At 70.3% G+C, this 26,431-nt stretch carries 21 protein-coding genes and 1 tRNA gene; 2 read left to right on the top strand and 20 right to left on the bottom strand.

The window, feature by feature from the left end:
- Positions 1 to 82 precede the first annotated feature (82 nt).
- From xrtB to LRS07_RS06095, 11 genes are all read right to left on the bottom strand, one after another.
- Positions 83 to 955, bottom strand: a complete 873-nt coding sequence (gene xrtB / locus LRS07_RS06145) for an exosortase B (protein ID WP_260501087.1) — start codon at positions 953 to 955, stop codon at positions 83 to 85.
- Positions 956 to 1,873: a chain length determinant protein tyrosine kinase EpsG gene (epsG, locus tag LRS07_RS06140; protein WP_260501086.1), complete on the bottom strand. Its 918-nt coding sequence runs from the start codon at positions 1,871 to 1,873 to the stop codon at positions 956 to 958.
- A complete protein-coding gene (gene epsF, locus LRS07_RS06135; RefSeq protein ID WP_260501085.1) occupies positions 1,870 to 3,312 on the bottom strand; it encodes a chain length determinant protein EpsF in 1,443 nt (480 codons plus the stop codon). Before epsF ends, epsG begins: the two co-directional genes overlap by 4 nt.
- A gap of 16 nt (positions 3,313 to 3,328) precedes the next feature.
- Positions 3,329 to 4,150, bottom strand: coding sequence for a polysaccharide export protein EpsE (epsE, locus tag LRS07_RS06130; protein WP_260502055.1), 822 nt, complete (start codon positions 4,148 to 4,150; stop codon positions 3,329 to 3,331).
- Positions 4,151 to 4,209: 59 nt separating this feature from the next.
- Entirely contained in the window at positions 4,210 to 5,385 is a 1,176-nt protein-coding gene (locus LRS07_RS06125) for an EpsD family peptidyl-prolyl cis-trans isomerase (protein ID WP_260501084.1), read from the bottom strand.
- A gap of 1 nt (position 5,386) precedes the next feature.
- Positions 5,387 to 6,118 carry a bifunctional demethylmenaquinone methyltransferase/2-methoxy-6-polyprenyl-1,4-benzoquinol methylase UbiE gene (gene ubiE / locus LRS07_RS06120; RefSeq protein ID WP_260501083.1) on the bottom strand — a complete coding sequence of 244 codons (732 nt, stop codon included), beginning with the start codon at positions 6,116 to 6,118 and terminating at the stop codon, positions 5,387 to 5,389.
- A 5-nt stretch (positions 6,119 to 6,123) separates the two neighbouring features.
- A complete protein-coding gene (locus LRS07_RS06115; RefSeq protein WP_260501082.1) occupies positions 6,124 to 6,522 on the bottom strand; it encodes a gamma-butyrobetaine hydroxylase family protein in 399 nt (132 codons plus the stop codon).
- Between the two features lie 124 nt (positions 6,523 to 6,646).
- Positions 6,647 to 7,663, bottom strand: coding sequence for a GT-B fold glycosyltransferase domain-containing protein (locus LRS07_RS21955; protein ID WP_312028360.1), 1,017 nt, complete (start codon positions 7,661 to 7,663; stop codon positions 6,647 to 6,649).
- A 17-nt stretch (positions 7,664 to 7,680) separates the two neighbouring features.
- Positions 7,681 to 9,153 carry a UbiA family prenyltransferase gene (locus tag LRS07_RS06105; RefSeq protein ID WP_260501081.1) on the bottom strand — a complete coding sequence of 491 codons (1,473 nt, stop codon included), beginning with the start codon at positions 9,151 to 9,153 and terminating at the stop codon, positions 7,681 to 7,683.
- A 210-nt stretch (positions 9,154 to 9,363) separates the two neighbouring features.
- Entirely contained in the window at positions 9,364 to 10,473 is a 1,110-nt protein-coding gene (locus tag LRS07_RS06100) for a UbiA family prenyltransferase (RefSeq protein ID WP_260502054.1), read from the bottom strand.
- A 324-nt stretch (positions 10,474 to 10,797) separates the two neighbouring features.
- On the bottom strand, positions 10,798 to 11,082 hold the full coding sequence (locus tag LRS07_RS06095; protein WP_260501080.1) for a DMT family transporter: 285 nt from the start codon (positions 11,080 to 11,082) through the stop codon (positions 10,798 to 10,800).
- A gap of 511 nt (positions 11,083 to 11,593) precedes the next feature.
- On the opposite strand from LRS07_RS06095, the gene LRS07_RS06090 reads away from it, so the two are divergent.
- Entirely contained in the window at positions 11,594 to 12,967 is a 1,374-nt protein-coding gene (locus LRS07_RS06090; protein WP_260501079.1) for a hypothetical protein, read from the top strand.
- Between the two features lie 5 nt (positions 12,968 to 12,972).
- On the opposite strand, the gene LRS07_RS06085 is transcribed toward LRS07_RS06090, so the two are convergent.
- The 4 genes from LRS07_RS06085 to secA all read right to left on the bottom strand — a co-directional run bounded on the left by LRS07_RS06085 (position 12,973) and on the right by secA (position 21,389).
- The gene (locus tag LRS07_RS06085) at positions 12,973 to 13,431 is read right to left on the bottom strand and encodes an HIT family protein (RefSeq protein WP_260501078.1); all 459 of its coding nucleotides are present in this window, start codon (positions 13,429 to 13,431) and stop codon (positions 12,973 to 12,975) included.
- Positions 13,428 to 17,336 carry a DUF3683 domain-containing protein gene (locus tag LRS07_RS06080; protein ID WP_260501077.1) on the bottom strand — a complete coding sequence of 1,303 codons (3,909 nt, stop codon included), beginning with the start codon at positions 17,334 to 17,336 and terminating at the stop codon, positions 13,428 to 13,430. Before LRS07_RS06080 ends, LRS07_RS06085 begins: the two co-directional genes overlap by 4 nt.
- A 2-nt stretch (positions 17,337 to 17,338) precedes the next feature.
- The gene (argJ, locus tag LRS07_RS06075; RefSeq protein ID WP_260501076.1) at positions 17,339 to 18,568 is read right to left on the bottom strand and encodes a bifunctional glutamate N-acetyltransferase/amino-acid acetyltransferase ArgJ; all 1,230 of its coding nucleotides are present in this window, start codon (positions 18,566 to 18,568) and stop codon (positions 17,339 to 17,341) included.
- A 76-nt stretch (positions 18,569 to 18,644) separates the two neighbouring features.
- Positions 18,645 to 21,389 carry a preprotein translocase subunit SecA gene (gene secA, locus LRS07_RS06070; RefSeq protein ID WP_312028359.1) on the bottom strand — a complete coding sequence of 915 codons (2,745 nt, stop codon included), beginning with the start codon at positions 21,387 to 21,389 and terminating at the stop codon, positions 18,645 to 18,647.
- A 103-nt stretch (positions 21,390 to 21,492) separates the two neighbouring features.
- On the opposite strand from secA, the gene LRS07_RS06065 reads away from it, so the two are divergent.
- Positions 21,493 to 21,816, top strand: coding sequence for a hypothetical protein (locus tag LRS07_RS06065; protein WP_260501075.1), 324 nt, complete (start codon positions 21,493 to 21,495; stop codon positions 21,814 to 21,816).
- Positions 21,817 to 21,828: 12 nt separating this feature from the next.
- Here LRS07_RS06065 and LRS07_RS06060 read toward each other — a convergent pair.
- From LRS07_RS06060 to LRS07_RS06040, 5 genes are all read right to left on the bottom strand, one after another.
- Positions 21,829 to 21,904, bottom strand: a tRNA-Thr gene (locus LRS07_RS06060).
- On the bottom strand, positions 21,895 to 23,148 hold the full coding sequence (locus LRS07_RS06055; RefSeq protein ID WP_260501074.1) for a glycosyltransferase family 4 protein: 1,254 nt from the start codon (positions 23,146 to 23,148) through the stop codon (positions 21,895 to 21,897). The genes LRS07_RS06060 and LRS07_RS06055 overlap by 10 nt, the downstream gene beginning before the upstream one ends.
- A complete protein-coding gene (locus tag LRS07_RS06050) occupies positions 23,145 to 24,116 on the bottom strand; it encodes an NAD-dependent epimerase/dehydratase family protein (protein WP_260501073.1) in 972 nt (323 codons plus the stop codon). The genes LRS07_RS06055 and LRS07_RS06050 overlap by 4 nt, the downstream gene beginning before the upstream one ends.
- Before the next feature lie 21 nt (positions 24,117 to 24,137).
- Positions 24,138 to 25,289, bottom strand: coding sequence for a Gfo/Idh/MocA family protein (locus LRS07_RS06045; RefSeq protein ID WP_260501072.1), 1,152 nt, complete (start codon positions 25,287 to 25,289; stop codon positions 24,138 to 24,140).
- The gene (locus LRS07_RS06040; protein ID WP_260501071.1) at positions 25,286 to 26,425 is read right to left on the bottom strand and encodes a hypothetical protein; all 1,140 of its coding nucleotides are present in this window, start codon (positions 26,423 to 26,425) and stop codon (positions 25,286 to 25,288) included. Before LRS07_RS06040 ends, LRS07_RS06045 begins: the two co-directional genes overlap by 4 nt.
- Positions 26,426 to 26,431: the final 6 nt, after the last annotated feature.

Here is a 26,431-nt window from a genome sequence, read left to right as displayed (position 1 = left end):
CGCTCAATGAGGAACGCGCAGCCTGAGAGAAAAAGAATAGCGACAAGCGCCCGTAAATGCTCAGGCATATTGACCGCTAAAATTAGTTGCGATTATCCGCTCTACTTTTTATAACCAGAAGCAGAAAGCTATCCAGTAGAAAGAAGAACATCAATGCGGCAACCATCAGCACCATGCCGGCGGCACCGTGCAGGAAACCCTGTCCCGCTTCGTCACCCATGTGGTAGGTCACCAGCACCAGGACGATGACTCGGATGATGTTCGCAGCAAACGCAATGGGCAGGATGGACGCGATCATGACGGCGTTGTGCAGCCAGCTCTTGCGCGCCATCAAATACATGTAAAGCGTCCCAAGCGCCGACAGGCTGAACATCGAATGGAGCCCGGAGCATGCATCGGCTACCAGCAGCTGGTACGGACCGATGTTGATCATCACGCCCGTCCGCCCGATGGGGTAGCCCGCGGCGTAGAGCAGGTCGACCACGATGTGCGAGATCCAGCTCTTCAGCGGGCCGGTGATCAGGTCGACGAAACTGGCGGGAAGCGGCGCAAGGAATACGAGGTAGAAGATGGGGAACCAGGCCACCCTCACCGCCGTCGGACCGCGCAACAGCAGCAGCACCGCCGGCACAACGAAAAGGTGCGAACCGAACTCGAGACTGGATGCGCTGAAGACACGGCCGATCAGGTAGAGGAAAAGACCGACGCTCAGCAGCAGCCATCCCAGGGTGCCGCTGCGCTCGACCGGCGCGGCCGCAATCTCCGCTCGCTTGTTCCAGAACAGCCAAGCCAACACGGCCACGATGATCGGGCCATGGCCGAAGTCGTCAGACTGCCAAAGGCCATGCGCCGCGTCCCAATAACTGGGCGCGTACATGACCACGAGGCCGACGGCGACCCACAACCACGAAAGGTTGAATCGCACCGGAGAAGAGGCGCCCAGCACCGCGGCCATTCAAGCGCTCCTGCGGAACAGCGAACGACGACGCGCTCGCAGAGGTGGGACATCGACGAGTGCAGACCCGACCACCTTCACGCCTGAGTCCTGCATCAGGTTCAACAGGTAGCCGAAGGCATTGGTTCGGGTGAGGCCGGTCCGTGCGATCGCCAGCGCCGCGCCGGCGAACCGGCTCAGCAACATGGCGTCGGCGCCGGTGTCCATGGAGGGCGTGTCGATGAGGACCACGTCGAAGGCCGACATGCTCTGCTGCAGGACGCGGTCGAACGCGGGCCGCCCCAACAGCTCCTCGGGGTTCGGCGGCGGTGGCCCGGCGGGCAGAACCGCCAAACCCGGGATGCCGGGAACAAAGCTCACCACCTGGTCCTGCAGGCGCCCCGCCAGCAGACTGGACAGGCCCACTTGGTTCTCCAGCTTGAAGAGCCGATGCTGCCTGGGATTGCGCAGGTCGCCATCGATGAGCAGCGTGCGTTCGCCGGCTTGCGCGAACGTCACGGCAAGGTTCGCCGCCAGGTGGCTGCGGCCCTCGCCTCGGCGGGTGCCTACGAGCGCCAGCGCGCTTCGCTTGCCATGCTCGTCGAACCAACGCAACTGCAATTGGCTGCGCAACGACCTCAGCCGCTCGCCCTCGACGCTGAACGGGCGGTAGGCCACGATGATCTCGTCGCTGACCGGCCGGTTGGGGCCCGACAGGAAGGGATAGTCGAACTGCAGCGACAGCGCGTACAGGATGTCGGCTTCTGTCAGCAGGCCGAGCTGCACGCCGGCTTCGCCGAAGGGCAGCCCATGCTCCTTCTGGTACTGCAGGATGCGTTCGGCGTCCGATGGGAGCAGTCGACCCGAGTCGACGAGGATGGCGCCGATCGATCGATCGGCATTACGCGCTTTTCCGGACATCATCTTCACGGTGCTCATCCCACGTCCCTCGTGTCCATCGAGAGCCGCGGGAAGCCGCCTCCCGCCGGCGGGCCTGGCAGCGCGAGGCGGCGGCCGGCCGACATCCCGGGCCACGACAGCACCGGCTTCTTCGACAGCACGCCAAGCACAGGCACCCGCTCGTCCATCGCCAGGTCAGAGGCGCTGCGGACCCGACGGTCGAAGAGCTCTAGGGCGACAGCGGCTCCGATGCCGATCAAGAGCCCGACGATTGCACCACCGGCCATGTTCTTCGCCAGGCTGGGCTTCGAATGCTGGATGGGCTCGATGGCCGGGCTCAGCACTCGCGCACTCGCCTGATCCGCCACGCTCTCGATGGACAACTGGGTCCGACGCTGGGCCACGGCCTCGTAGGCCCGCTGCGCCGTCTCCACGTCCTTCGACAGCACGGACATCTCGTCGCGTTCCGCCCGCAGGCTCAGCACCTTGCGCTTCTGCTCTTCGGCCATCGACGCCAGTTCCGCGATCTTCTGACCGGTCACCCGGTTGACCGTCGCCGTGGTGCCGGAGACCCGACGCATCTCCGAACTGATCTGCCGGCGCAATTCCGCGATCTGCGCCTCCAGCGCGATGCGCTGCGGGTGGCTGCTGCCGACGATGGAGCTGATCTCGGACAGCTTGGTTTCCGCGCTCGCCAGCTGCGACTTGAGGCCTTGCACGACGCCGCTGGCCTGCACGTCCGGCGAAGTCTCGATGCCCGAGTTGCGCTGGCGGCTGGTGGTGTCGGCCAATTCCGCCTGGGCGCTGGCCAACTGGCCCATGATCGCGTTCAGCTTGGCCGTCTCCAGGTCGACCCGGTCGTCGGTGGCCACGATGCCGCTCTTCTGCTGGTACGCCGACAGCCTGGCTTGCGAGGCCTCGAGTTGGTTGCGCAGCGACTTCAGGCGCTCGTCGAAGAAGGTGCCGTACTGGCGCGCCGGCTCGAGCCGCAGCTCGGTGCTGAGGTCCAGGTACGCCCGGGCGAACGTGTTGGCAGCGGCCGCAGCAAACTTCGGATCGGTCCCGGTGAACGACAACGTGAGGATGTTGCTGCCACGGGCCGGCTCAACGTACAGCCCGCGTTGAAGCAGTGAACCGAAGTACGACTCCAGCGGAATCCGGCCTTGGGTCTCTTCGCGCCACTGCGCCACCGCGGCCGGGCTTTGGGCCAAGCCGAGCATCCGCACCACCCGCCCGGCGACCAGGTCGCTGCGGATGATTTCCGTCTGCGTCGCCAGGTAGGCCGGGGACGCCAGCTGCGGCGCCAGCGTCGCCACCAGCGGGTCCGCCTTGACGTCCATCAACAGCGCCGTGTCCGCGGTGTACTGCTTCGGCGTCAGCATCGTGACCACGAACGCCGTGATCATCACAAGGACGAACAGCAGCAACACCAGCCACCAGCGCAGCCTCAGGACCAACAGGATCTGGCGGACGTTCATCTCGGGCCTCTCAAACTCAGAACAGCGATTCCCGGACGTACACCACGTCGTCGGGGCGCAGCAGATCGTCCATCGCGGGCTGGATGACCTGGGTGCGGCCCTCCGCATTGCGGCGGTGAACGCGCAGCCCCTTTTCGGTCCCGCGCTGGGTCACGCCGCCGCTGGCCGCCAGGGCCTGCAGCACGCTCATGTTGCGTTCCAGGCGCAAGGCGCCCGGGCGTTGCACCTCGCCGTAGATGTAGATCGACGGGGCGCGCTCGACCCAGATCACGTCACCGTTCTGCAGGACCAGGTCGCCGCCGCGGCGGTCCGGACCGAAGATGCTCGGCACGTCGATCTCGCCGCGAAACGGCTGGCCGTTGCGCGTGCCGAGCACCACCACCGTATCCGCGCCGGTGGGCAACACGCCGCCCACGGTGGCCAGCATCTCCGTCAGCTTGACCTCGCCGCTTTCAAGCGGGAACCGGCCGGGCTTGCCGACCTGGCCCAGCACCGAGACCTGGTTGCCCCGCACCTGCGTGACCAGGATGGACACCTGGGGCTGGCGGACGAAGTTGCGGTCGCGCAGCTGATCCGCGATGCGCTTCTCCGCCGCCGACACCGACAGGCCGCCGAGGTTGACCTGCCCGAGCAGGGGGTAGGAGATGACGCCGACCTCACTGACCCGGGCCTCCAGGCTCAGGTCGGGGTTCTGGAAAACGGTCACCCGGATCACATCGCCGGGTGCGATGCGGTATTCGGCGTTGGTGGTCGCGGTGGGCGCCACAGCCGGCGCGGGCGTGGCCGCGGCGCCTCGCGCCTGCGCCGGCTGGGCGTTCGCGGGCCCCGACAGCAGCATCAGCACGGAGAGCAACGCCGACACGGAGCATCGGCCAAGACGGTGGGCAAGACGGTTCATCACTTGAGGCCCAGACCCTTGTTGATGGTCGAGGTTTCCAACGGACCACTGGCTTGAGGGGCCGGCGGTTCGATGACGATCGGTGCTGGCGGCGGCGGCGGCGGGGGCGCCACGGGCGCCGGCGCCGGTTCCGGGGCCGCGCCCTGGGCGTACTTGCCGAGGTATTCGACCTTGGCGGCGCCGCGCAGCGCCTTCAGGTCGTCCGCCACCACTTTGCGCTTGGCATCGCTCAACAGGAACTGCTCGATCGCCGGGCGCGCCCGCTCCAGGTCGACCGGCTGGCTGCGCGAGCCGGCGACCACCAGCACCTGGATGCCGTTGGGCACCGCGGTGATGGCGGCCTGGCCGTCCTTCATCTTCGCGATGCCGGCCAGGCTGCCCAGCGGGATCTGCTCGGCGGCACGCACCGCCTGGTTGCCCGTGAACTTGATGTCCTGCGCCCGGAGGTACTGCACGAACTCACCGACGTCCTTGGCGGCCTGCAACCGCTCGCGCAGTTCCGGCAGCTTCTCGGCCGGCGCCTCGATCATCACCTCTTGCAGCTGGTAGACGCGCCGCTGCGAGAACAGCTCCGGGTGCTCGTCGTAGTACTTCTTGACTTCTTCCGGCGTGGGCTTGGCGGCGCCGTCGGCGACCTTGTCGAAGTAGGCGCGGGCGACGATCTCACGGCGCGCGGCCTCCAGCTGCTGCATGACACGGGGATCGCGATCGATCTTGATCTCGCCGGCCTTCTGCAGCGCCAGTTCCTGGTCGATCAGGCGCTCGAGCACCTGCTTGCTGGCCGTCTCCACCTGGTCCGTCTTCAGCCCGCGCTGTTGCTGCAGCACGTAGTTGATCTGGTGGACGGTGATCTCTTCCTTGTTCACCCGCGCGGCGGACTGGGTGGCGGGCTTGTCCTTGCTGTCGCCACAGGCGACGAGCAGCGTCGCGGAGGCCACCGCGATGACGGACAGGCGCAGGGTGGGCCATGCCATTGCAAAGGTCTTCAACGCAGCTCCTCGCTGTTCTGATGTGGTGTCGTGGGGCATGAGAAACCCTCCAAAACCCTGGGTCTTGATGCGTTTCCGAGTGTAGCGGCGGCCCATGTCAGGCCGACCTTTCCCATGCGGGCCGGCTGCCATGGCGCGCCGCCTGCCCGTGATTTCCGCCACGACGGTTCGGAGTGGTTCGGCCACGTCAGCATTTCACCCCCACGTGCAGCGCGACGACGCCGGCGGCAAGGTTGTGAACGTCGACATGTCCGAACCCGTTGGCTTTCATCAGCTGTTTCAGCTGGCCTTGATCGGGGTGCATGCGGATGGACTCGGCCAGGTAGCGGTAGCTCTGGGCATCGCCCGCGACCCACTGACCGAGGCGCGGCAGGACCGAGAACGAATACCAGTCGTACGCCTTCTGCAGCGGCCGCGCGACCCGCGAAAACTCGAGCACGAGCAGCCGTCCGCCCGGCCGCAGCACCCGGCCCATCTCGGCCAGGGCCTGTTCCTTGTGCGTCATGTTGCGAAGGCCGAAGGCCACGCTGACGAGGTCGAAGCGATTCGAAGCGAAGGGCAGCGATTCCGCATCGCACAGCACGGTCGGCAGCACGCAGCCCTCGTCGAGCAGCCGATCGCGGCCGCGCCGCAGCATGGCCTCGTTGATGTCCGTGTGGACCACCTCGCCGGTCGGCCCGACCTGCCGGGCGAAACCGCGCGTCAGGTCGCCGGTGCCGGCCGCGATGTCGAGCACCCGGTCGCCCGGACGGGCGTTGGCGACGGCCAGCGTGTAGGCCTTCCACGCCCGGTGCAGCCCGGCGGACATGAGGTCGTTCATCAGGTCGTAGCGCTCGGCCACCCGGTCGAACACCCCCCGGACGCGCTGCGACTTCTCCTGCTCGTCGACCTGCTGGAAGCCGAAATGGGTTTGCGTCATGGTGCTCAGGCGTGGCTGGCGCAGCCCGCTCCCGCCGCGGCCGGCATGGGATCGTCGCGGGAGCGCCCGGCATCGCGCAGCCGCCGCTCGTAGTCGGCCCAGAGCGCGTCCTGCTCGGTACCCAGCCGGTGCAGCAGCTCCCAGGTGTACAGGCCGGAGGCGTGGCCGTCCGAGAACACCGGCCGCACCGCGTAGTGCCCCACGGGCTCCAGCGACTCGATCAGCACGTCGCGCTTGCCGGTCTGCAGGACCTCCTGCCCGGGCCCGTGCCCCTGGACCTCGGCGGAGGGCGAGTGGACGCGCAGCAGCTCGAACGGGATGCGCAGCTGCACCCCGTCCTCATAGGTCAGCGCCAGCACCCTGGATTGCTGGTGGACGGTGATGTCGACCGGCTGTCGGTTCACGTCGTTTCCCTGAAATGTTGTCGTCGGCCGGCCGTCGCAGCGCCGCGCATGAGTGTAAGTGTGGCGATGCCGCGCACCCCGAAGGCCTTCCTCCGCCGAGACACCGGCAACCACCGTGCCCGTATCAAGACGTGACCAACCGCGGCGCCCGCTCAATGCGGCGGGCGTACCACCGCCAATGCGCACCGCGCACGACACGCAGCGCCGACGCAGCAAGCTTCGTCGGCGCGGCAAGCTTGTCCGCAGGAAGCGTGCCCTCGACTTGCAAAATGTAACGATAGAGGACCGGTCGCTCCACCGACAGGCGCTGGAGGAACCGTTCCCGGAACGGCGGCTGCATCGCCTTGGAGTAGTGGACGACCGCCGCCGCCGCCATCGATGGCGAGGCCGCCGGCCCGTCCAGCAGGCCCTGGAAGCACATGTGGTGGTCCCGCTGCGCCAGGTGCCGCCAGCGCAGGCCCTCTCTCAGCACCACCGGCCCCAGGATCACCTGGTCGGCGGTGAAGAAGTGCCCCTCGTGGGTCGCCAGGCGGCTGGACAGCAGCCGGCCGAACGCGTCGGCATAGGCGGCCGCGAAGGCGGTGCCGCGGCGCCAGCTGAACACGCCCGAATTGAAGAACATCCGCACCGGCGGCAGCCCGCCCTCGCGTTCCAGCCACGGCAGCCGCTCGTAGTCGGTGCCCAGCAGCCGGCACAGGCGTTCCCAGTAGGGCTCGTGCTCCCGATGGTGGGGCAGCACCGCGGGCGGCAGGAATTCGCAGCGGGCGGCGAAATCCTCCTGCGCCGCCAACCGCAGCCCGGCGGGCTCCGCCGCCACCAGCACGTCGCTGTCCAGCCACGTCACCTGCTCGGTGGCCGCCAGCCGTTCCGCCGCCACCACCGCCACCACCTTGTTGGCGTAGTTGAACCAGGGCGCCGGGTTGCGCTCGGGCAGCCGCACCAGGTGCGCCTGCAGGCGATCGAGTTCGGCCACCGTCGCGCGCGCGAGCGGCAGGCCCCGCCGGCCCATCACCGCCAGCACCGGCGCCTGGGCCAGATCCCCGCCGAACTGCCGCAGGCAGTTCAGCATCAGCAGCGTCTGCGCCTCCAGCCGGCCCTGTTCGATGCAGCAGACGAAGGTCACCCCGCGTCCGGGGGGCATCGGGGCGACCGCAGCGGTCACGACCAGACCCAGAAGTGGGCCACGGCGAACATGCCGACGATCCAGGCCAGCGTCAGGCGGCTGACGCCGTCGCGCAGCGCGAAGACGATCGGGTCGTCGTGCATCTCGCCTCGGGACGTGCGGATCCACAGCCGCGAGACCCAGTACAGCACGCCCAATCCGGCCAGCCAGATGAAGTCCGGTGCCGCGAAGCGGGCCTGCGTCTCCGGCGCGGAGATGAACAGCCCGAACACCACCACCGCCGCCACCGCCGAAGCCGCGCCCATCGGCCACAGCACCCGCAGGTCGGCCACCTGGTAGCTGCGTCCTGCCGCCTGCTCCTTGCTCGCCTGCTGCATGACGATCAGTTCGGCGCAGCGCTTGACCAGGGCCAGGCTGAGGAAGATCAGCACGGAGAACGACAGCAGCCAGTTGCTCAGCGGCACCGCGATGGCGGCCGCGCCCGCCACGATGCGCAGGGTGTACAGGCTCGCCAGTGCGATGACGTCGATCATCGTGTGCCGCTTCAGCAGCAGGCTGTAGAGCAGGGTGAGCGCCGTGTAGGCGAGGATGCACGCGAGGAACGCCGGTCGCAGCGCGGCGGCGATGGCCAGGCCCGCGGCCATCAACCCCACCATCGCGCCCAGCGCCGCGGGAATCGAGATGGCGCCGCTGGCCATCGGCCGGTGGCGCTTGCGCGGGTGCTCCCGGTCGCTGTCGAGGTCCAGCAGGTCGTTGAGCAGGTACGTCGACGAGGCGACGAGGCCGAACGCGATGAAGGCGAGCACCGTCGCCAGCACCGCGCGGGGGTCGGTGAAGCTGAAGGCGGTGAGCAGCGGCACCGCCACCAGCACGTTCTTCGTCCACTGGTGCAGTCGCAGGGCACGGGCCCAGGTGCGCACGCCGGGCGGCGTCCGACGGAACTCGCCGGTGATCGGCGTGCCGCCGGCCACCACCGCCCGCCGCACGCCGGGCGCCACGTCCACCAGCACCGCCCCCCGGGCGGCCTGCCAGATGGGCAGGTCCGCGCGGCTGTCGCCGGCGTAGATGAAATCCTCGCCGACCAGGCGGCGGATGGCCTGCAGCTTGGCCTTGCCCTTCAGGTTGACCGCGCCGTCGCTGGCCAGCACCGCGTCGAACAGGCCGATCTGCCGGGCGACGGTGTGCGCGATGCGCTGGTCGGCCGCGGTCGCCAGCACCAGCCGGCAGCCGTTTTCGCTGCGCACCTTGAGGAAGGCGAGCAGTTCGTCGTTGATCGGCAGCGACTCCCCCGACCAGCCCAGCCGCTGCGCCACCCGGCGCTTGAACGCCGCGCGTCCCTGCAGCAGCGACAGCAGCAGCCAGAACAGGTCGAGCGGCCGCCGCTTGACGATGCGCAGCACCGATTCCCAGAGGCTGTCGCTGGGCGACAGCGTGCCGTCCAGGTCGACGACGACCGGGGGCTCATGCGCCAGGTCGCGCAGGCGCGGGGCGTGGGTGTGGGCGTTCATGGCACGGTCCTTGGCCGCCGCAGTGGCGGCGACACGAGGGGTCAGCGGGACGCCGAGACGTGACGTCACGACGGCACGGCGCAGGACGGCCGCCCATCAGCCCGGGCCGCACCCATCCGCGCCGGATGGCGTCGGAAGGAGGCGCCAAACTGCGAAGCGGCCAAACGCCGCGGTGTAGCAACTGCCGTTCCGAGCGTCCCCGGGGCCGCCCTAGCCCGCCGCGACGAGCAGGCCCACCAGCAACACGGCGGCGACGGCCCAGCTTTGCCGGTCGGTGGCGGCAAAAACGACCGGGTCGTCGTGCATCTCGCCGCGGTGGGTCTTCATCCACACGCGGGCCATCCAGTAGAGGAAGGGCGGGATCAAGAGCCACAGTGCCTGCGGATGCAGGTAGCGGGCGCTGCCCTCCATCTCGCGGATGTACAGCGCCAGCACCATGACCGCCATGAAGGCCGCCGACGTCCCCAGGCTCATGAGCACCGGCAGGTCGTCGGTGCGGTAGCCGCGTCCCGCGGCGGTCTGCTTGTTCTGGTTCAGCGCCACCAGCAGTTCGGAGTACCGCTTGACCAGCGCCAGGCTCAGGAAGGCGAACAGGGACAGCGCCAGCAGCCAGAACGTCGGCTGGATCCCGGTGGCCGCGCTGCCGGCAAGGATGCGCGAGGTGTACAGCAGCGCCAGCAGCAGCACGTCCACCACCACCTGGTTCTTCAGCCAGAAGGAGTAGAGGCAGGTGACCGCGAAGTACCCGATCAGCACCAGCGCGAACGCCGGAGGGAGCCACGCCGCCACCCCGATGGCGCCCGCCAGGCAAAGCGGGATCAGCAGCAGGCCTTGGGACAGCGGAAGCGTGCCGGCGGCGAAGGGCCGCCGCCGCTTGCGGTGGTGCACCCGGTCGGACGGCAGGTCCAGCAGGTCATTGAGCAGGTAGACCGCCGATGCGCACAGCCCGAAGGACAGGAAACACATCAGCGCCGCCACCACGGTCGGCGCATCGGTGCGGTGCGCCGCCAGCGCCGGAACGAACACCAGCAGGTTCTTCAGCCACTGGTGCAGACGCAGCGCCTTCGCATAGGGACGCAACCCGGCCGGCGCCTGGCGCAGCCAGGTGACGTCGCTGCACACGGCCTGCGCGCGCCGCACCAGCGACGGCCTCGGCGACACCACCACCGTCGCGGCCGCCCGCGCCCACACCGGCAGGTCCTTCGCATGGTCGCCGACGTAGTCGAAGCCCTTCTCGCCGTACAGCTCCACCAGCCGCTCGGCCTTCTCGCGTCCGCCGAGGTTGCGGCGGCCGTCGCTGGCCTCGACGCGGTCGAACAGCCCCCCACCCGTCCGCCAGCGGCTGGACCAGGACCCGGTCGGAGGCGGTGGCCAGCACCACCGTGCGGCCGGCCGACCGCGCCGTTTGGATCAGCTGGGTCACGTCCTCCCGCAGCGGCAGGCCGCCACCGTCAAACTGGATGCGGGAGGCGATCTCGCGCTTGAGCCGGGCCTTGCCCGCCAGCAGCCACAACGGCAGCAGGAAGATCGTCCACCACTGCCGTTTCAGCAGTTGCAGCAGCGACTCGTAGAGCAGGTCCGTCTTGAGCAGCGTGCCGTCGAGGTCGACGCAGAGCGGTCGTCGAGCGGGGGACGAGGCCGCCGTCACACGCTGCGCCCCACCAGCACCACGCCGGCGACGATGAGCAGCGTGCCGGCCAGGCGGGCGACGCTGGGCGACTCCCCGAGCACCAGCCAGCCGAACAAGAGCGTGAGCACGAACCCGAGACCGACGAAGGGATAGGCGGCGCTCAACGGCACCCGCGTCAGCACGGCGAGCCACACCAGGGCGCTGGCGAAATAGAGCACCAGCCCGCCGACGACGTAGGGCTGCCCCAGCGCCGCCATGCCGAAGTCCAGCCAGCGCTGGTCGCGCAGGGCCTGGCCCACCCGGTCCGCCCCCCACCCCCATCTTGAGCACCAGCTGCGCGAGGGCCGACAACAGCACGCTCGCCAGCACGGTGGTCGCCACGCCCCAGGTCATTCTTCACCCCCTCCTACAATTGTTGCACGGCAGCATTCACTGACCGCTACCCCTCATTCTCGATCGAACCGCCCGCGGAGAACCGCATGCACGCCCCTGTTCTGCCCGCCCTCCAGCGGCGTAGCCCGTCGTCCCGTGCAGTAATGCTGGGTGCGGCCCTCGCGCTGTCGCTGGCCTGGTCGCTGGCCTCGTGGCTGATCGGGCCCGCGGGCGAGTTCCCGCTCAACGACGACTGGGCCTACGTGCTGCCGGTGAAGTGGTGGATCGAGCAGGGCACGCTGCGCTTCACCGACTGGCAGTTCATGACGCTCGTCGGACAGGTGCTCCCCCGCGGGTCTCCTGCTCCAGCCCTTCGGCTTTTCGATCTCGGCGCTGCGCTGGATCGGCCTGGCCTGCCTGCTGGCAACGGCGCTGCTGGTGCTGCCCCTCGCCGCTCGTGCCAGGCTGCCCCAGGCGGGAACGACGCTGGTGATGTTCGGCCTGCTGTGCAATCCGATCGCGCTGTGCAACGCGGCCACCTTCATGACGGACACGCCCTTCATGGCCGTCGCCATGCTGGCGATGGCCCTGGTCGTCGCCGCCTGGGAGCGGCCCCGGTACCGCTGGCTGGCATGGGCGGCCATCGCCTGGGCCTGCAGCATCCGGCAGGGCGGCATCGCGTTGGCCGCCGCCTGGGCCGTCAGCGACCTGGTGCGCGGCGGCCTCAGCAGGCGCTGGTGGTGGGCGATGGCGGCGCCGACGGTGGCGCTGCTGCTGGCGCTGGTGCTGTACCCGCGTGCGCTGGCGGCCAGCGTCGGGCTGCCCAGCATGTTCCACATCCCGACGGACATGCTGAAGCAGAGCCTCGTCGAACTGGCCACGCTGAAACCGGTCGCGTTCCACTTCGTCGCCAAGCAGACCGCGACCGCCGTGTTCTACACCGGCCTCGGCGCCCTGCCCGTGCTCTGGTGGCGCAGCGCCGCCGAGCCCCGGCATGGACGCCGCCTGCTGCTCTGCCTCGGTCTGTCCCTGGGCCTGACCGCCCTGCTGTGGACGCGCGGCCTGCGCATGCCGTTGACCCTGAACACCGTGGTGGACGCGGGGCTGGGCGTGCGCACGCTGCCCGGCGCGGAGGGCCTGCCGGCGGGGCCTGCGGCCCTGTGGTTCGGGCTGACCTGGCTCGGCTGCTTCGCCGTCGCGCTGCTGGCCGCGCTCCTGCCGTCGATCGGTCGAGCGTGCCGCGCGCTGCGGCGTTCCACCGACGAGGTGGCCGCCATGCGCCTCGGTCTGGCCGTGTTGGCGCTGGTGACGCTGGTGGTCTACAACCTGCCGTTCGTGTTGGTGAAAACGCCGTGGTTCGACCGCTACAGCGTGTTCAGCGCGGTGCTGCTCGGACTCGTCGCGCTGGCGGCGTCGACGCCAGGCACCTCGCCGCCGCGCGACCCGGCCGGGGCACCACGAAGCGTCGTGCCGGCGTTGCTGCTGGCGCTGGGACTGGCCATTGGCGTCGCGGGCACGCACGACTACCTGTCCTGGCACCGCGCGACCTGGGCCGCCAACCGGCTGGCCGTCGAGCGCTGGAAGCTTGGCCCGGACCAACTGGACGGTGGCTTCGAATACAACAACTTCACCGCGCGGGTGGGCGGTGACGTGCGCCGGCCGGCCGACGCCGTCGACCTGAAGAAGCCGCAAGCCACCCACCGCGTGGCCTTCGCGCCGCTGCCCGGCACCGAGGTGGTCGAGCGGGTCGCCGTCGACGCCTGGCTGCCGACGTCGCCGCAGGCGATCTACCTGCTGCGCCTGGCGCGCTGAGCGCCTCAGGCGCCGGGCGGGCTGGGCGCCAGGGCGGCGGCCACCGCCGCCTTCACGGCGTCGTCGAGCGCCTGCGGCACCACCGACAGGCGCTGCAGCGGCGGCGGATCGACCGCGCGCTGCGCCGGCGCCCAGACCGGCTGCGGAAAGCGGCTGTCCCAGTCGAAGCGGGCCACGACGTGCCAGTGCAGGTGGGGCACCGCGTTGCCGAGGCTGGCGAGGTTGACCTTGGTGGGGCGCAGCTGCGCGCGCAGCGTGCGTTCGACCGCCGTCACCGCGGCCATGGTCAGCGCCTGGTCGGCCGCCGGAAGGTCGCTCCATTCGGCGACGTGGTCCTGCCAGACCACGCGGTAGAAGGCCGGGAAGTCGTCGTCCTCGGCCCGGATGACGCGCAGCCGGGGGGTGCGCAGCACCAGCCGGCCGCCGTCCTCTTCGCAGAGCGGACAGCCGGCCACCGGGCTCACACCAGCACCCGTTCGATGCCGCCGGCGTTGGCGCGGCGCACGTAGTCGGGCATCCAGTCCTCGCCGAGGATCTTGCGGGCCATCTCCACCACGATGTAGTCGGCCTCCAGCAGGCCGTTCTGCAGGTCGCCGCCGTAGCGCGACAGGCCCTGCAGGCAGCTCGGGCAGCTGGTCAGGATCTTCACGTCGGCCCCTTCGGCCACCGCGCCGGTGGCCTTCAGCGCGGCCTCGCCCTTGCGCAACTCTTCTTCCTTGCGGAAGCGCACCTGGGTGGCGATGTCGGGGCGGGTGACGCCCAGCGTGCCGCTCTCGCCGCAGCAGCGTTCGTTCTTCAGCACGTTGGGGCCGACCAGCGCCTTCACCGTCTTCATCGGCTCCTGCTGCTTCATCGGGCTGTGGCAGGGGTCGTGGTAGAGGTAGGCCCCCTGGCCCTCGAGCACGATGCCCTTTTCCAGCAGGTACTCGTGGATGTCGACGATGCGGCAGCCGGGGAAGATCTGGTCGAACTGGTAACCCTGCAGCTGGTCGTAGCAGGTGCCGCAGCTGACCACCACCGTCTTGATGTCCAGGTAGTTCAGCGTGTTGGCCACGCGGTGGAACAGCACCCGGTTGTCGGTGATGATCTGCTCGGCCTTGTCGTCCTGGCCGGAGCCGCGCTGCGGGTAGCCACAGCACAGGTAGCCCGGCGGCAGCACGGTCTGCACGCCGGCATGCCAGAGCATGGCCTGGGTCGCGAGGCCGACCTGCGAGAACAGCCGCTCCGAGCCGCAGCCGGGGAAGTAGAAGACGGCCTCGCTGTCCGCGGCGGTGCGCTGCGGGTCGCGGATGATGGGCACGTAGGCCTTGTCCTCGATGTCCAGCAGCGCGCGCGCCGTCTTCTTCGGCAGGCCGCCGGGCAGCTTCTTGTTGATGAAGTGGATGACCTGCTCGCGCACCGGCGCGGGGCCGGTGGTCGCCGGCGGCTGGGCCGTCTGCCGTCGCGCCACCCGCTTGAGCAGGTCGTGGGCCAGCCGCTGGGCCTTGAAGCCCACGTCCACCATCGCGGTGCGCGCCAGCTTGATGGTCTGCGGGTTCGTCGCGTTGAGCATCAGCATGGCCGCGGCGTTGCCGGGCCGGAAGCTCTTCTGCCCCATCTTGCGCAGCAGGTTGCGCATGGCCATCGACACGTCGCCGAAGTCGATCTTCACCGGGCAGGGCGATTCGCACTTGTGGCAGACGGTGCAGTGGTCGCCGACGTCCTCGAACTCCTGCCAGTGCCGGATGGACACGCCGCGCCGGGTCTGCTCCTCGTAGAGGAAGGCCTCGATCAGCAGCGAGGTGGCCAGGATCTTGTTGCGCGGGCTGTACAGCAGGTTGGCCCGCGGCACGTGGGTGGCGCACACCGGCTTGCACTTGCCGCAGCGCAGGCAGTCCTTGATCGAGTCGGCGATGGCGCCGATCTCGCTGCGCTGCATGATCAGCGACTCGTGCCCCATCAGGCCGAAGCTGGGGGTGTAGGCATGCGTCAGGTCGGCGGCATGCGTGTCCCCGCCGAGGCCGGTGAGGTCGCGCAGCAGCTTGCCCTTGTTGAACCGGCCCTCCGGGTCCACCCGCCGCTTGTAGTCGGCGAAGGGCGCCAGCTCGTCGTCGGTGAGGAACTCGAGCTTGGTGATGCCGATGCCGTGCTCGCCGGAGATCACGCCGTCCAGGCTGCGCGCCAGCGCCATGATGCGCACCACCGCCTCGTGCGCGGTCTGCAGCATCTCGTAGTGGTCGCTGTTGACCGGGATGTTGGTGTGCACGTTGCCGTCGCCGGCGTGCATGTGCAGCGCCACCCACACCCGGCCGCGCAGCACGTCCTGGTGGATGCGGCGGCATTCGTCGAGCACCGGCGCGAAGGCGGCGCCGGAGAAGATGCCCTGCAGCGGCTTCTGCACCTGCGCCTTCCAGCTCGCCCGCAGGGTGTCGTCCTGGATCAGCGAGAAGAAGGTGCGGCCCTGCCCCGGCTGCAGCACGTCGAGCTGCTGCAGCCAGCCCTGCCACAGCGTGCGCACCTCGCCGATCAGCGCCAGCGCCTGCTGCACCCGGTCCTCCAGCAGCTCGGCGCTGGGAATGGCCTCGGCGTCGTCGCCGCGGCCCAGCGGCAAGGGGCCGCGTTCGAAGAAGGCCTGCAGGGCGTCGAGCAACTGCAGCTTGTTGCGCAGGCTGAGCTCGATGTTGATGCGCTCGATGCCCTCGGTGTACTCGCCCATGCGGTCGAGCGGGATGACCACGTCCTCGTTGATCTTGAAGGCGTTGGTGTGCTTGCTGATGGCGGCAGTGCGCTTGCGGTCCAGCCAGAACTTCTTGCGTGCGTCGGCGCTGACGGCGACGAAGCCCTCGCCCGAGCGGCCGTTGGCCAGTCGCACCACCTCGCTGGTGGCGCGGGCCACCGCCGCGTCGTCGTCGCCGACGATGTCGCCGATGAGCACCATCTTCGGCAGCGTGCCGCGCTTGCTCTTGGTGGCGTAGCCGACGGCCTTGAGGTAGCGGTCGTCCAGGTGCTCCAGGCCGGCGAGCACGGCCCCACCGGGGCGCCGGGCCTCGGCGAACATGAAGTCCTTGATCTCGACGATGGACGGCACCGCGTCCTTGGCGTTGCCGAAGAACTCCAGGCACACGGTGCGCACATGGGCCGGCATGCGGTGCACGATCCAGCGGCAGCTGGTGATCAGGCCGTCGCAGCCTTCCTTCTGGATGCCGGGCAGGCCGGCGAGGAACTTGTCGGTGACGTCCTTGCCCAGCCCCTCCTTGCGGAACACCGCACCGGGGATGTCCAGCCGCTCGGTGCGCTGCAGCACCTTGCCGCTGGCGTCGAAGTGGCGCAGCTCGAAGCTGGCCATCGGCGCGTCGTGGATCTTGCCGAGGTTGTGGTCCAGCCGCACCACCTCCAGCCAGGTGGCCTGCGGCGTGACCATGCGCCAGGAGGCCAGGTTGTCCAGCGCGGTGCCCCACAGCACCGCCTTCTTGCCGCCGGCGTTCATCGCCACGTTGCCGCCGACGCAGCTGGCCTCGGCCGACGTCGGGTCCACCGCGAAGACGTAGCCGGCGCGTTCGGCCGCGTCGGCCACCCGCTGGGTTACCACGCCGGCCTCGGTGAAGATCGTCGGCACCGGCTGCGCCACGCCGGGCAGGCTGATCCGCTCGACCTCGCCCATGCGTTCGAGCTTCTCGGTGTTGATGACCGCGCTCTTCCAGGTCAGCGGCACCGCGCCGCCGGTGTAGCCGGTGCCGCCGCCACGGGGGATGATGGTCAGGCCCAGCTCGATGCAGCCGGCCACCAGCGCGGCCATCTCGGCCTCGCTGTCGGGCACCAGCACGACGAACGGGTACTCGACCCGCCAGTCGGTGGCGTCGGTGACGTGCGAGACGCGCGACAGGCCGTCGAAACGGATGTTGTCCTTGGCGGTGTGCCGGCCCAGGCGGCGGCGTACCTGCCGGCGCAGCGCCGCCGTCTCGTCGAAGCTGGCGCCGAAGCGGCGCACCGCCTCGCCGGCGGCCTGCAGCAGCTCGCCGACCAGGGCGTCGCGCGGCGCGTCGGCCTTCGGGTCGCGGCGGCGCTCGATCTCGTTCAGCCGGTGGCGCAGTGCGTCGATCAGCGCGGCGCGGCGCTTCGGGTTGTCCAGCAGGTCGTCCTGCAGGTAGGGGTTGCGCTGCACCACCCAGATGTCGCCCAGCACCTCGTAGAGCATGCGGGCCGAGCGGCCGGTCTGGCGCTCGGCACGCAGCCGCTCCAGCACCTCCCAGGCGCGCGCGCCGAGCAGGCGCAGCACGATCTCGCGGTCGGACAGCGAGGTGTAGTTGTAGGGGATCTCGCGAAGGCGGGGCGGGCCTTCGCCGGGCGCGGCGGCAGTGGCCAGCGGCGCGGCGGGATGCGGCGCGTTCATGCCTAGCTGCGGTAGTCGGCGTTGATGCTGACGTAGTCGTGCGACAGGTCGCACGTCCACAACGTGCTGTCGGCCATGCCGCGGTTCAGCACCACGCGCACGGTGATCTCGCTCTGCTTCATCACCCGCTGGCCGTCCGCTTCCCGGTACGCCGGGTGGCGGCCGCCGTTCACCGCCACCTGCACGTCGTCGAGGAACAGGTCGATGGTGGTCTGGTCGAGGTCGGCGACGCCGGCATACCCCACCGCGGCCAGGATACGACCCAGGTTCGGGTCGCTGGCGTAGAAGGCGGTCTTGACCAGCGGCGAGTGGGCGATGGCGTAGGCCACCTGGCGGCACTCGGCCTCGTTGCGCCCGCCCTCGACCTGCACGGTGATGAACTTGGTCGCGCCCTCGCCGTCGCGCACGATGGCCTGGGCGAGCTGTTCGGACAGCGCGAACAGCGCCTCGGCGAAGGCGCGGCCGTCGGCCGAGTCGGTGTCGGTGATCTCCGCATGGCCGGCCTGGCGGGAGGCCATCACCACGAAGGAATCGTTGGTCGAGGTGTCGCCGTCGATGGTGATGCGGTTGAAGCTGCGGTCCGCCGCCCGCTTCACCAGGTCGTCGAGCACCGCCTGCGACACGACGGCGTCAGTGCCGATGAAGCCGAGCATGGTCGCCATGTTGGGCTTGATCATGCCGGCGCCCTTGCTGATGCCGGTGAGCGTCACCGTGCGGCCGCCGAGGGTGACCTGTCGCGAAGCCGCCTTGGGCACCGTGTCGGTGGTCATGATGCCCTCGGCCGCCTGCGCCCAGTTCTTCGGCGACAGGTCGTTCAGCGCCGCGGGCAGGCCCGCCTGCAGCCGGTCCACCGGCAGCGGCTCCATGATGACGCCGGTGGAGAACGGCAGCACCTGCTCGGGCGCGATGTCCAGCAGTTGGGCCAGCGCGATGCAGGTGGTGCTGGCCGCCACCAGGCCCGGCTCGCCGGTGCCGGCGTTGGCGTTGCCGGTGTTGACCACCAGCGCGCGGATGCCGAAGCCCTTCGCCAGGTGCCGCTGGCACAGCTGGACCGGCGCCGCGCAGAAGCGGTTGGTGGTGAAGACACCGGCCACCGCCGAGCCCTCGGCCAGGCGGAACACCGTCAGGTCGCGCCGGTCGGCCTTGCGGATGCCGGCCATGGCGGTGCCGATCTCGATGCCGGGGACGGGCAGGAGCGCTGCAGGATCGGGAGGGGAAAGGTTCACGGGCATCTTGCGTCCCTCAGGACAGGCCGCATCGCGGCCAGGGCAGGCTGTGGACGGCAGGTCGCCCCACAGCCGGGAGCGGTCAAGTCAACCTGCCGTGGCACTGCTTGTACTTCTTGCCGCTGCCGCAGGGGCAGGGGTCGTTGCGGCCGACCTTGGGCACCTGCATCGGCACGGTGGACGGGTCGCGGTCCTCGGACACGCTGCCGTCTTCGTTGGGGTGCACGTAGGTCACGTTCTGGAAGCTTTCGCCGCGGCTCTCGATGGCCTCGGCCGCCTGGGCGGCCTCCTCCTGGCTCTGGATGCGCACGGTCATCAGCACGCGCGTGACCTCCATCTTCACCAGGTCGAGCAGCTGGCTGAAGAGCTCGAAGGCCTCGCGCTTGTATTCCTGCTTGGGGTTCTTCTGGGCGTAGCCCCGGAGGTGGATGCCCTGGCGCAGGTAGTCCAGCGCGGCCAGGTGCTCGCGCCAGTGGGTGTCGATGCTCTGCAGCAGCACCATGCGCATGAAGGGCGTGAACTGCTCGGCACCCACCCGCTGCTGCTTGTCGGCGAACGCCGCGTCGGCCGCCTGCAGCACCTTGTCCAGGATGTCCTCGTCGGTGAGCGAGTCGCTGCCCTCCAGCGAGGACTTCAGCGGCACCTCCAGCTGCCACTCGTCGCGCAGCGTCTTCTCCAGGCCGTCGAGGTCCCACTGCTCTTCCAGCGATTCCGCGGGCACGTAGGTGCGCACCACCTCGGTCATGGCGGACCGGCGCAGGTTGGCGATCTGCTCGTCCAGCGCGGCGGCTTCCAGGATCTCGTTGCGCTGCTGGTAGATGACCTTGCGCTGGTCGTTGCTGACGTCGTCGTACTCGAGCAGCTGCTTGCGCACGTCGAAGTTGCGCGCCTCGACCTTGCGCTGCGCGCCTTCGATGCTGCGGCTGACGATGCCGGCCTCGATGGCCTCGCCTTCCGGCATCTTCAGCCGGTCCATGATGGCGCGCACCCGCTCGCCGGCGAAGATGCGCATCAGCGGATCGTCGAGCGAAAGGTAGAAGCGGCTGGAGCCCGGGTCGCCCTGCCGGCCGGAGCGGCCGCGCAGCTGGTTGTCGATGCGGCGGCTCTCGTGCCGCTCGGTGGCCACGATGCGCAGGCCGCCGACCGACTTCACCTGGTCGTGCAGGCCCTGCCATTCGCTCTTGAGCGTGGCGATGCGCTGCTGCTTCTCGGCCTCGGGCACCGACGGGTCGGCCTCGAGGATCTGCACCTGCTTCTCGACGTTGCCGCCAAGCACGATGTCGGTGCCGCGGCCGGCCATGTTGGTGGCGATGGTCACCGCCTTCGGCCGCCCTGCCTGCGCGATGATCTCCGCCTCGCGGGCGTGCTGCTTGGCGTTCAGCACCTCGTGCGGCAGCTTCGCCTTCTGCAGCAGCGTGCTGATCACCTCCGAGTTCTCGATCGAGGTGGTGCCGACCAGCACCGGCTGGCCGCGCTCGTGGCAGTCGCGGATGTCGGCGACCACCGCGTCGTACTTCTCCTTGGCGGTCTTGTAGACGAGGTCGAGCTCGTCCTTGCGCACCGTCGGCCTGTTCGGCGGGATGACGACCGTCTCCAGGCCGTAGATCTCCTGGAACTCGTAGGCCTCGGTGTCGGCCGTGCCGGTCATGCCGGCCAGCTTGCCGTACATGCGGAAGTAGTTCTGGAAGGTGATCGAGGCGAGCGTCTGGTTCTCGCTCTGGATCTTCACGCCTTCCTTGGCCTCCACCGCCTGGTGCAAGCCGTCCGACCAGCGGCGGCCGGTCATCAGCCGGCCGGTGAACTCGTCGACGATGACGATCTCGCCGTTCTGGTTCACGTAGTGCTGGTCGCGGTGGTACAGGTGGTGGGCCCGCAGCGCCGCGTACACATGGTGCATCAGCGTGATGTTGGCCGGGTCGTAGAGGCTGGCGCCTTCGGTCAGCAGGCCGGCCTCGGCGAGCAGCGCCTCGGCGTTCTCGTGGCCAGCCTCGGTCAGGTAGACCTGGTGCGACTTCTCGTCGACGGTGAAGTCGCCCGCCTCGATCACGCCCTCGCCGGTGCGCGGGTCGGCTTCGCCGATCTGCTTCTTCAGCTTCGGCACCACCGCGTTGATGCGCACGTACAGCTCGGTGTGGTCCTCGGCCTGGCCGCTGATGATCAGCGGCGTGCGCGCCTCGTCGATCAGGATGGAGTCGACCTCGTCGACGATGGCGTAGGCCAGGCCGCGCTGCACGCGGTCGCCCAGCTCGTAGACCATGTTGTCGCGCAGGTAGTCGAAGCCGAACTCGTTGTTCGTGCCGTAGGTGACGTCGGCACCGTAGGCGACCTGCTTCTCGTCGCGCATCATCCCCGGCACGTTGACGCCCACCGTCAGGCCGAGGAACTGGTACAGCCGGCCCATCCACTCGGCGTCGCGGCGCGCCAGGTAGTCGTTGACCGTCACCACGTGCACGCCCTTGGCGGCCAGCGCGTTCAGGTAGACCGGCAGCGTGGCCATGAGGGTCTTGCCCTCGCCGGTGCGCATCTCGGCGATCTTGCCCTGGTGCAGCGCCATGCCGCCGATGAGCTGCACGTCGAAGTGCCGCATCTTCAGCACCCGCTTGCCCGCCTCGCGCACGACGGCGAAGGCTTCGGGCAGCAGGTCGTCGAGCGTCGCGCCGTCGGCCAGGCGCTGCCGGAACTCCGCGGTCTTGCCCTTCAGCGCCGCATCGTCCAGCGCCTCCATCTGCGGCTCCAGCCCGTTGACCTGCTGCACGACGCGCCGGTACTGCTTGAGCAGACGGTCGTTGCGACTGCCGAAAATCTGGGTGAGGAGCTTGGGCAACATGCAGGTCTGGAAGGGGCCGGCAGGTGCGCGGCAAAGCGTCAAAGTCTAGCACCCGGGGGTGTCGCCACCGGGGGAGCGGGGACGGCCACCCTACACTGGCGGCATGTCGAACACACCGTCCGCGCCCCGCTTCGGCGTGACCGCGGCCGAGGCCATCGAGGGCAGTTCGCCGCTGGCGTCGCTGATGTCGCGGCTGCGGGACGCCGAGCGCCGCCTGGCGACGGTGCGGGGCTGCCTGCCCGCGGCCTGGCACGACCAGGTGAGCTCGGGGACGCTGGACGAGCAGGGCTGGGTGCTGCTGGCGCGCAGCCCGGCGGTGGCCGCCAAGCTGCGGCAGCTGGCGCCGCGGCTGGAGCAGGCGCTCACCGACGCCGGCTGGCCGGCGCTGCCCCTTCGCATCCGGCTCGCGAAGACCGGTGGGTCGTGACGGCCTCGCCCGTGGTGCCGGCTATCCGACTCGAACGGATGACCTACCGCTTACAAGGCGGTTGCTCTACCAACTGAGCTAAGCCGGCGCCGAGGAGCGCTGGATTGTAGGTTCGGTGCCGGCACGCGCCGCGGCGGCCGCCAGCAGCGCTTCGAGCTTGTCGACCTCGGTGCCGAGGTGGTGCAGGCGCCTCACGCGCCGCGCGCCGTCGTGGCCCATCTCGGCGAGCACCTGCGGATCGGCATGGGCGACGGCCGCCATGGCCTCGGCCAGCGGCTCGACCGCGCCGGGCGGCACCAGCCAGCCGTTGCGGCCGGACTCGACCAGCTCGGGGATGCCGGCGATCGTGGTCGTCACCACCGGCCGGCCCAGCGCCAGCGACTCCATCAGCACCACCGGCAGGCCTTCGGCGAAGCTGGGCAGCACCAGGGCGCGGCTGCGCTCGATCTCGGCGCGCACCTCGTCGCTGCCCTTCCAGCCGAGCAGTTGGAGGGCAGCGCCGAGCCGGCGCTCGCGCACGGCGCGTTCGACGTGGCCGCGCAGCGGCCCGTCGCCGATCAGCGCCACTTCGATCGCCACCCCGCGCTCGACCAGCCGGGCGACCGCCTCGACGAGCACGGGCAGCCCCTTCTCGGCACACAGGCGGCCGACGAAGACCAGCCGTGGCGCCGGCGGGATGGGCTGCGGCGACACGTCCATGAAGCTGCGGCCCACCGCGCAGCGCACGACGTGCAGCCGGTCCCAGGCGTCGGTGGGCGTGAACACCATGCACTGGCTGCGGCAGAACTCGGTGATGCAGGCGGTGAAGGCGGCGCGCTGCACCTTCTCCGGCAGCGCCCAGCGCAGGGGGCGGTAGAAGATGCCCGGGCCATGCACCGTCATGCTGAAGGGCACGCCGCTGAGCGCCGACGCGAGCATGGCGACGGTGGCCGAGTTCTCGGCGATGTGGTTGTGCAGCACATCCACCTGCAGCGACTGCAGTCGGCGCGCCAGGTAAGCCGCCTCGACCAGGTAGACGGCCTGCAGCAGCAGCGCCTTGAGCCCCGGCGAGCGGGTGCGCCAGGCCAGCGCGGCGGTCGCCGCCATTCGCCGCGGCCGCTGCAGCAGCAGGACCAGAAAGGCCAGGAGCAGGGGCGCCGGGCCGTGCGAGAGGATGTAGTCGGTGCGCGCCTGCTCGCTGGCCAGTTCCTCGCTCACCGATGCCGCCTGGGCCTCCCGGCGGATGGAGAAGGTGTGCACCGCATGGCCGCGCCGGCGCAGCTCGATCACCTCGCTGCGCACGAAGGTGTCGCTGGGCCTGGCGTAGACGCTGGTGAGGTAGGCGATGTTCATGTCACACCCTGGGTGGCCGAGCGGCGCAACGCCGCGTCGCGCGACAGCGGCGGCCGCCAGCCCAGCACCGCGGTCAGCCGGTCGTGGCCCGCACGGGCGGGGCCGAAGCGGGCCTGCAGGCGGGCCGGCTGCAGCAGCCCCGGCACGCGGCGGCCGGCCAGCGCAAGCAAGGGGCCGGCCAGTGTGCCGGCGGCGGACAGCGCCGGCAGCGGCACGGCGACCCGGTGCGGCGCGCGTGCGCGCAGGCGCGCCAGGTCGGCCGCCCATCGCCAGGCGCTGACCTCGAAGCCGTCCTCGACGTTGAAGGTCTGCCCGCGCGCCCGGGCGTCCAGCGCGGCGACGAAGGCGTGCGCGCAGTTGCGCACATGGGTCAGCCGCGGCGCCCGCGACGGGCCGATGACGGCCCACAGCCGGGGATGGACCAGGCCGAGGGCGTGCAGGCCCTGGTCGGCCTCACCCCAGATCGCCGCGGGCCGCAGCACGGTCAGCGGCTGGCCACGCTCGGCACACAGGGTGCGCGCCAGCTGCTCCTGGGCGAGCTTGGCCTGGGCATAGGCGTCCTGCTCGCGGGCCGCGGCCTCGCCGAGCAGCGGCGACGACTCCTCGACACGATCGCGCACCCGGGACCAGTCGTAGACGGAGAAGCTGCTGGCCAGCAGCAGGTGCGGCCGCTGCGGGCCCATCGCCGCCAGCAGCCGCCGCGTGCCGTCGACCGCGACCTGGTGCTGTTGCGCCGCATCGCCCTGCAGCGAGGCCGCCAGGTGGATCACCGCATCGACCCCGTCGAACAGGCCTGGCGGCAGCGCGCCCTGCGCCACGTCGCCGACCACCCGCTGCGTGCCCGCCGGCACGGGCGCGGCGGTCGTCGAGGCGCGCACGAGCGCCCTCACCTCGTGCCCGGCATCGTGCAGGGCCGCCACCACATGCCGGCCGAGGAAGCCGGTCGATCCGGTCACCAGGACGCGCATGGCACTGCTGTCCCGTCCCGCTCAGCCGGCCCAGGGCATGGGCTGCAGCGGCTCGAAGGTGGTGGTCATCGGCTGGCGCAGGCCGTTGACGCGCGCGGCATGGTGGATGGCCAGCGCGATCTCGTTGACGTGCAGCGAGAAGCGCGGCGTGATGCGGCACAGCCGGCCTTCGCGCAGCGCATCGGCCAGTTCGGCCGGGCCGCGCGCGAAGTCCATGACCTGGGCGCCCTTCGTCTGCGGCTTGCCGTGGGGCGGCGCCGGCAGGCGGTGCCGTGTCTTGAAGGGCGACAGGAAGGTCTTGCGCCGCACCGACAGCAGCCGCCGATGCCACACCGGCGAGCGGTAGTGCCAGCAGTCGTGGGTGGAGAGCACGCCCTCGTCGCCGATGACCCGCAGGGTGTGGTCGTGCGGCGCGACGATGCTGCAGGTCAGCCGCGCGACGACCCCGCTGTCGAACTCGATGCAGGCGACCGAGAAGTCGGGCGCATCGGGCGGCGTCAGCGGCTCGGCGGGCAGCTTGTCGGGCACCTGCACCGACGCAAACGCCGTCACCGCCTTGGCCGGGCCGAACCAGGCGGCCAGCCAGGTGACGTAGTAGCCGGCGTGCTCCAGCGTGCAGCCGACCTCGAACTCGTCCTTGTAGGGCCACGGCACGCCCGACACCGACTGCCACTTCCGGTACGGCATCCGGTGCACGAGGCCGTCGTCCATCTCGGCGTACACCAGGCGCACCCGGCCGACGGCGTTGTGCCGCAGCGCGCGCCACAGCGTCTGCGCCGTCTCGCCGAGCAGGCTGCAGGGCGCGGAGACGATCTGCAGGCCGCGCGATTCGGCCATGTCGACCAGCTCGCGCGCCTGGTCCATCTCCATCGCGATCGGCTTCTCGGAGTAGACGTGCTTGCCCGCCAGCAGCGCCTGCCGGGACACCGCGTGGTGCTCGCGCGGGTTGGTCAGGTTGAGCACGATCTGCACGGCCGGGTCGGCCAGCGCGGCCTCGAGCGTCGGGTAGACCGACTGCCCGTAGGCGCCGGCCAGCGCCCGTGCGCGATCGGGCAGGCGGTCGTGCAGGCCGCGCACCGACAGGCCCGGGTGCAGCCGCACCGTCTGCAGGTAGTAGTCGGCGACGAAGCCGCAGCCGACGATGGCCAGGCCGATGGGGGCGGCGGCGCTCATTTGCTCGTCACGCCCGGGGCGGTCGTGGGGGCACGGGCCAGCTGCTTGCGCAGTTCGGCCGCGATGCGCAGGTTGGCCAGCGGGGTGAAGTGGCCGTCGCCGATGAAGTTGGCACGGTCGCTGGTGGGCGCCACCTCGTGCGTGCTCACGTGGTCGACGCCATGGGCCGTCAGCACCGGCGACAGCAGTCGGTGCAGCGCGTCGCCGCTCTGTCCGTCGTGCAGCAGCAGCACCACCGGCCGCTTGCCCGCCGCCCGCGAGCGCTGGGCGAAGTCGAGCACCAGCGCCTGCAGCACCGGCCCGATCTCGGGGTCGGCGCTGAAGCCGTCCGGACCGAGCACGCTGTCCGCCAGGTCGCGGCTGCTGTGCTGCGCCCAGGCACGGCGCAGCATGCGCACGATGGCGCTGCGGTCGCCGACGCCGGCGTCGAAGAGCAGCGGGTCGTAGAAGCGGTCGTGTTGCGCCAGCTGCTGCTTGAAGGCCCCCCACCGCTGGGGATCGGCCATCACCTCACGCCAATCGGCCGTGGACCGGACCAGCGGCTGCGTGGCCTGCAGCCGCCCCTGGTCGTCCAGCCGATAGCGCGGGTAGGTGAACGGCGCCGGGCCCTCGAAGCCGGTGGTCGCGCCGGTCATCGACAGCAGCCCCTTCACGCTGGAGGCCAGCACGCCGAGCACCTGCACGCTGGCCGGGTCGTCGCCCGCATCGCCCGCCTTCGCCTGCCGCAGGTGGAAGCAGCCCATGCTGTGGTTGGGCGGCGCCGACGGGCCGGCGAAATAGACGGTGTGCACCGACGGGTCCAGCTCGGCCAGCGCGTCGCCCACCTGGTTGCTGAACGACATGCCGTAGAAGGCGATGGTGGTGCGGCCCGGTTCGCCCTTCACCGCCCGGGTGCAGTCGCGATCGATCCAGCCGGCGACGGCGATGTCGGCGGCCCGCTCGTCGTCCGGGCCGAGGCTGCGCCGCAGCTTGGCCTCCACCGAGCGGCCGTACTCGAAGTAGTTGGCCAGCGTGCCCGGCTTCTGCCGCGGATCGGCCGGCACGCGGAACGCCAGGTTGATGGCCACGTCGATCAGCGCGGCGAACAGCAGCGTCCATGCGACCACCTGCAGCACGGCGCGGCGGTGGGCGGGCACGCCGCG

It is taken from the genome of Aquabacterium sp. J223, from assembly GCF_024666615.1.
Lineage (GTDB): Bacteria > Pseudomonadota > Gammaproteobacteria > Burkholderiales > Burkholderiaceae_C > J223.
The sequence above is the reverse complement of the archived record's forward strand: the minus strand, read 5'-3'. Positions and strand labels throughout refer to the sequence as shown.

Excerpts from the sequence above, each read along its gene's own strand:
- epsF (WP_260501085.1), bottom strand. The coding sequence starts at position 3,312 with ATGAACGTCCGCCAGATCCTGTTGGTCCTGAGGCTGCGCTGGTGGCTG.
- argJ (WP_260501076.1), bottom strand. The coding sequence starts at position 18,568 with ATGCCCGTGAACCTTTCCCCTCCCGATCCTGCAGCGCTCCTGCCCGTC.
- LRS07_RS06105 (WP_260501081.1), bottom strand. The coding sequence starts at position 9,153 with ATGAACGCCCACACCCACGCCCCGCGCCTGCGCGACCTGGCGCATGAG.
- LRS07_RS06080 (WP_260501077.1), bottom strand. The coding sequence starts at position 17,336 with ATGAACGCGCCGCATCCCGCCGCGCCGCTGGCCACTGCCGCCGCGCCC.
- LRS07_RS21955 (WP_312028360.1), bottom strand. The coding sequence starts at position 7,663 with ATGCCCCCCGGACGCGGGGTGACCTTCGTCTGCTGCATCGAACAGGGC.
- xrtB (WP_260501087.1), bottom strand. The coding sequence starts at position 955 with ATGGCCGCGGTGCTGGGCGCCTCTTCTCCGGTGCGATTCAACCTTTCG.
- LRS07_RS06050 (WP_260501073.1), bottom strand. The coding sequence starts at position 24,116 with ATGCGCGTCCTGGTGACCGGATCGACCGGCTTCCTCGGCCGGCATGTG.
- epsG (WP_260501086.1), bottom strand. The coding sequence starts at position 1,873 with ATGAGCACCGTGAAGATGATGTCCGGAAAAGCGCGTAATGCCGATCGA.
- secA (WP_312028359.1), bottom strand. The coding sequence starts at position 21,389 with ATGTTGCCCAAGCTCCTCACCCAGATTTTCGGCAGTCGCAACGACCGT.
- LRS07_RS06055 (WP_260501074.1), bottom strand. The coding sequence starts at position 23,148 with ATGAACATCGCCTACCTCACCAGCGTCTACGCCAGGCCCAGCGACACC.
- LRS07_RS06045 (WP_260501072.1), bottom strand. The coding sequence starts at position 25,289 with ATGAGCGCCGCCGCCCCCATCGGCCTGGCCATCGTCGGCTGCGGCTTC.
- ubiE (WP_260501083.1), bottom strand. The coding sequence starts at position 6,118 with ATGACGCAAACCCATTTCGGCTTCCAGCAGGTCGACGAGCAGGAGAAG.
- LRS07_RS06065 (WP_260501075.1), top strand. The coding sequence starts at position 21,493 with ATGTCGAACACACCGTCCGCGCCCCGCTTCGGCGTGACCGCGGCCGAG.
- epsE (WP_260502055.1), bottom strand. The coding sequence starts at position 4,150 with ATGCTGCTGTCGGGGCCCGCGAACGCCCAGCCGGCGCAGGCGCGAGGC.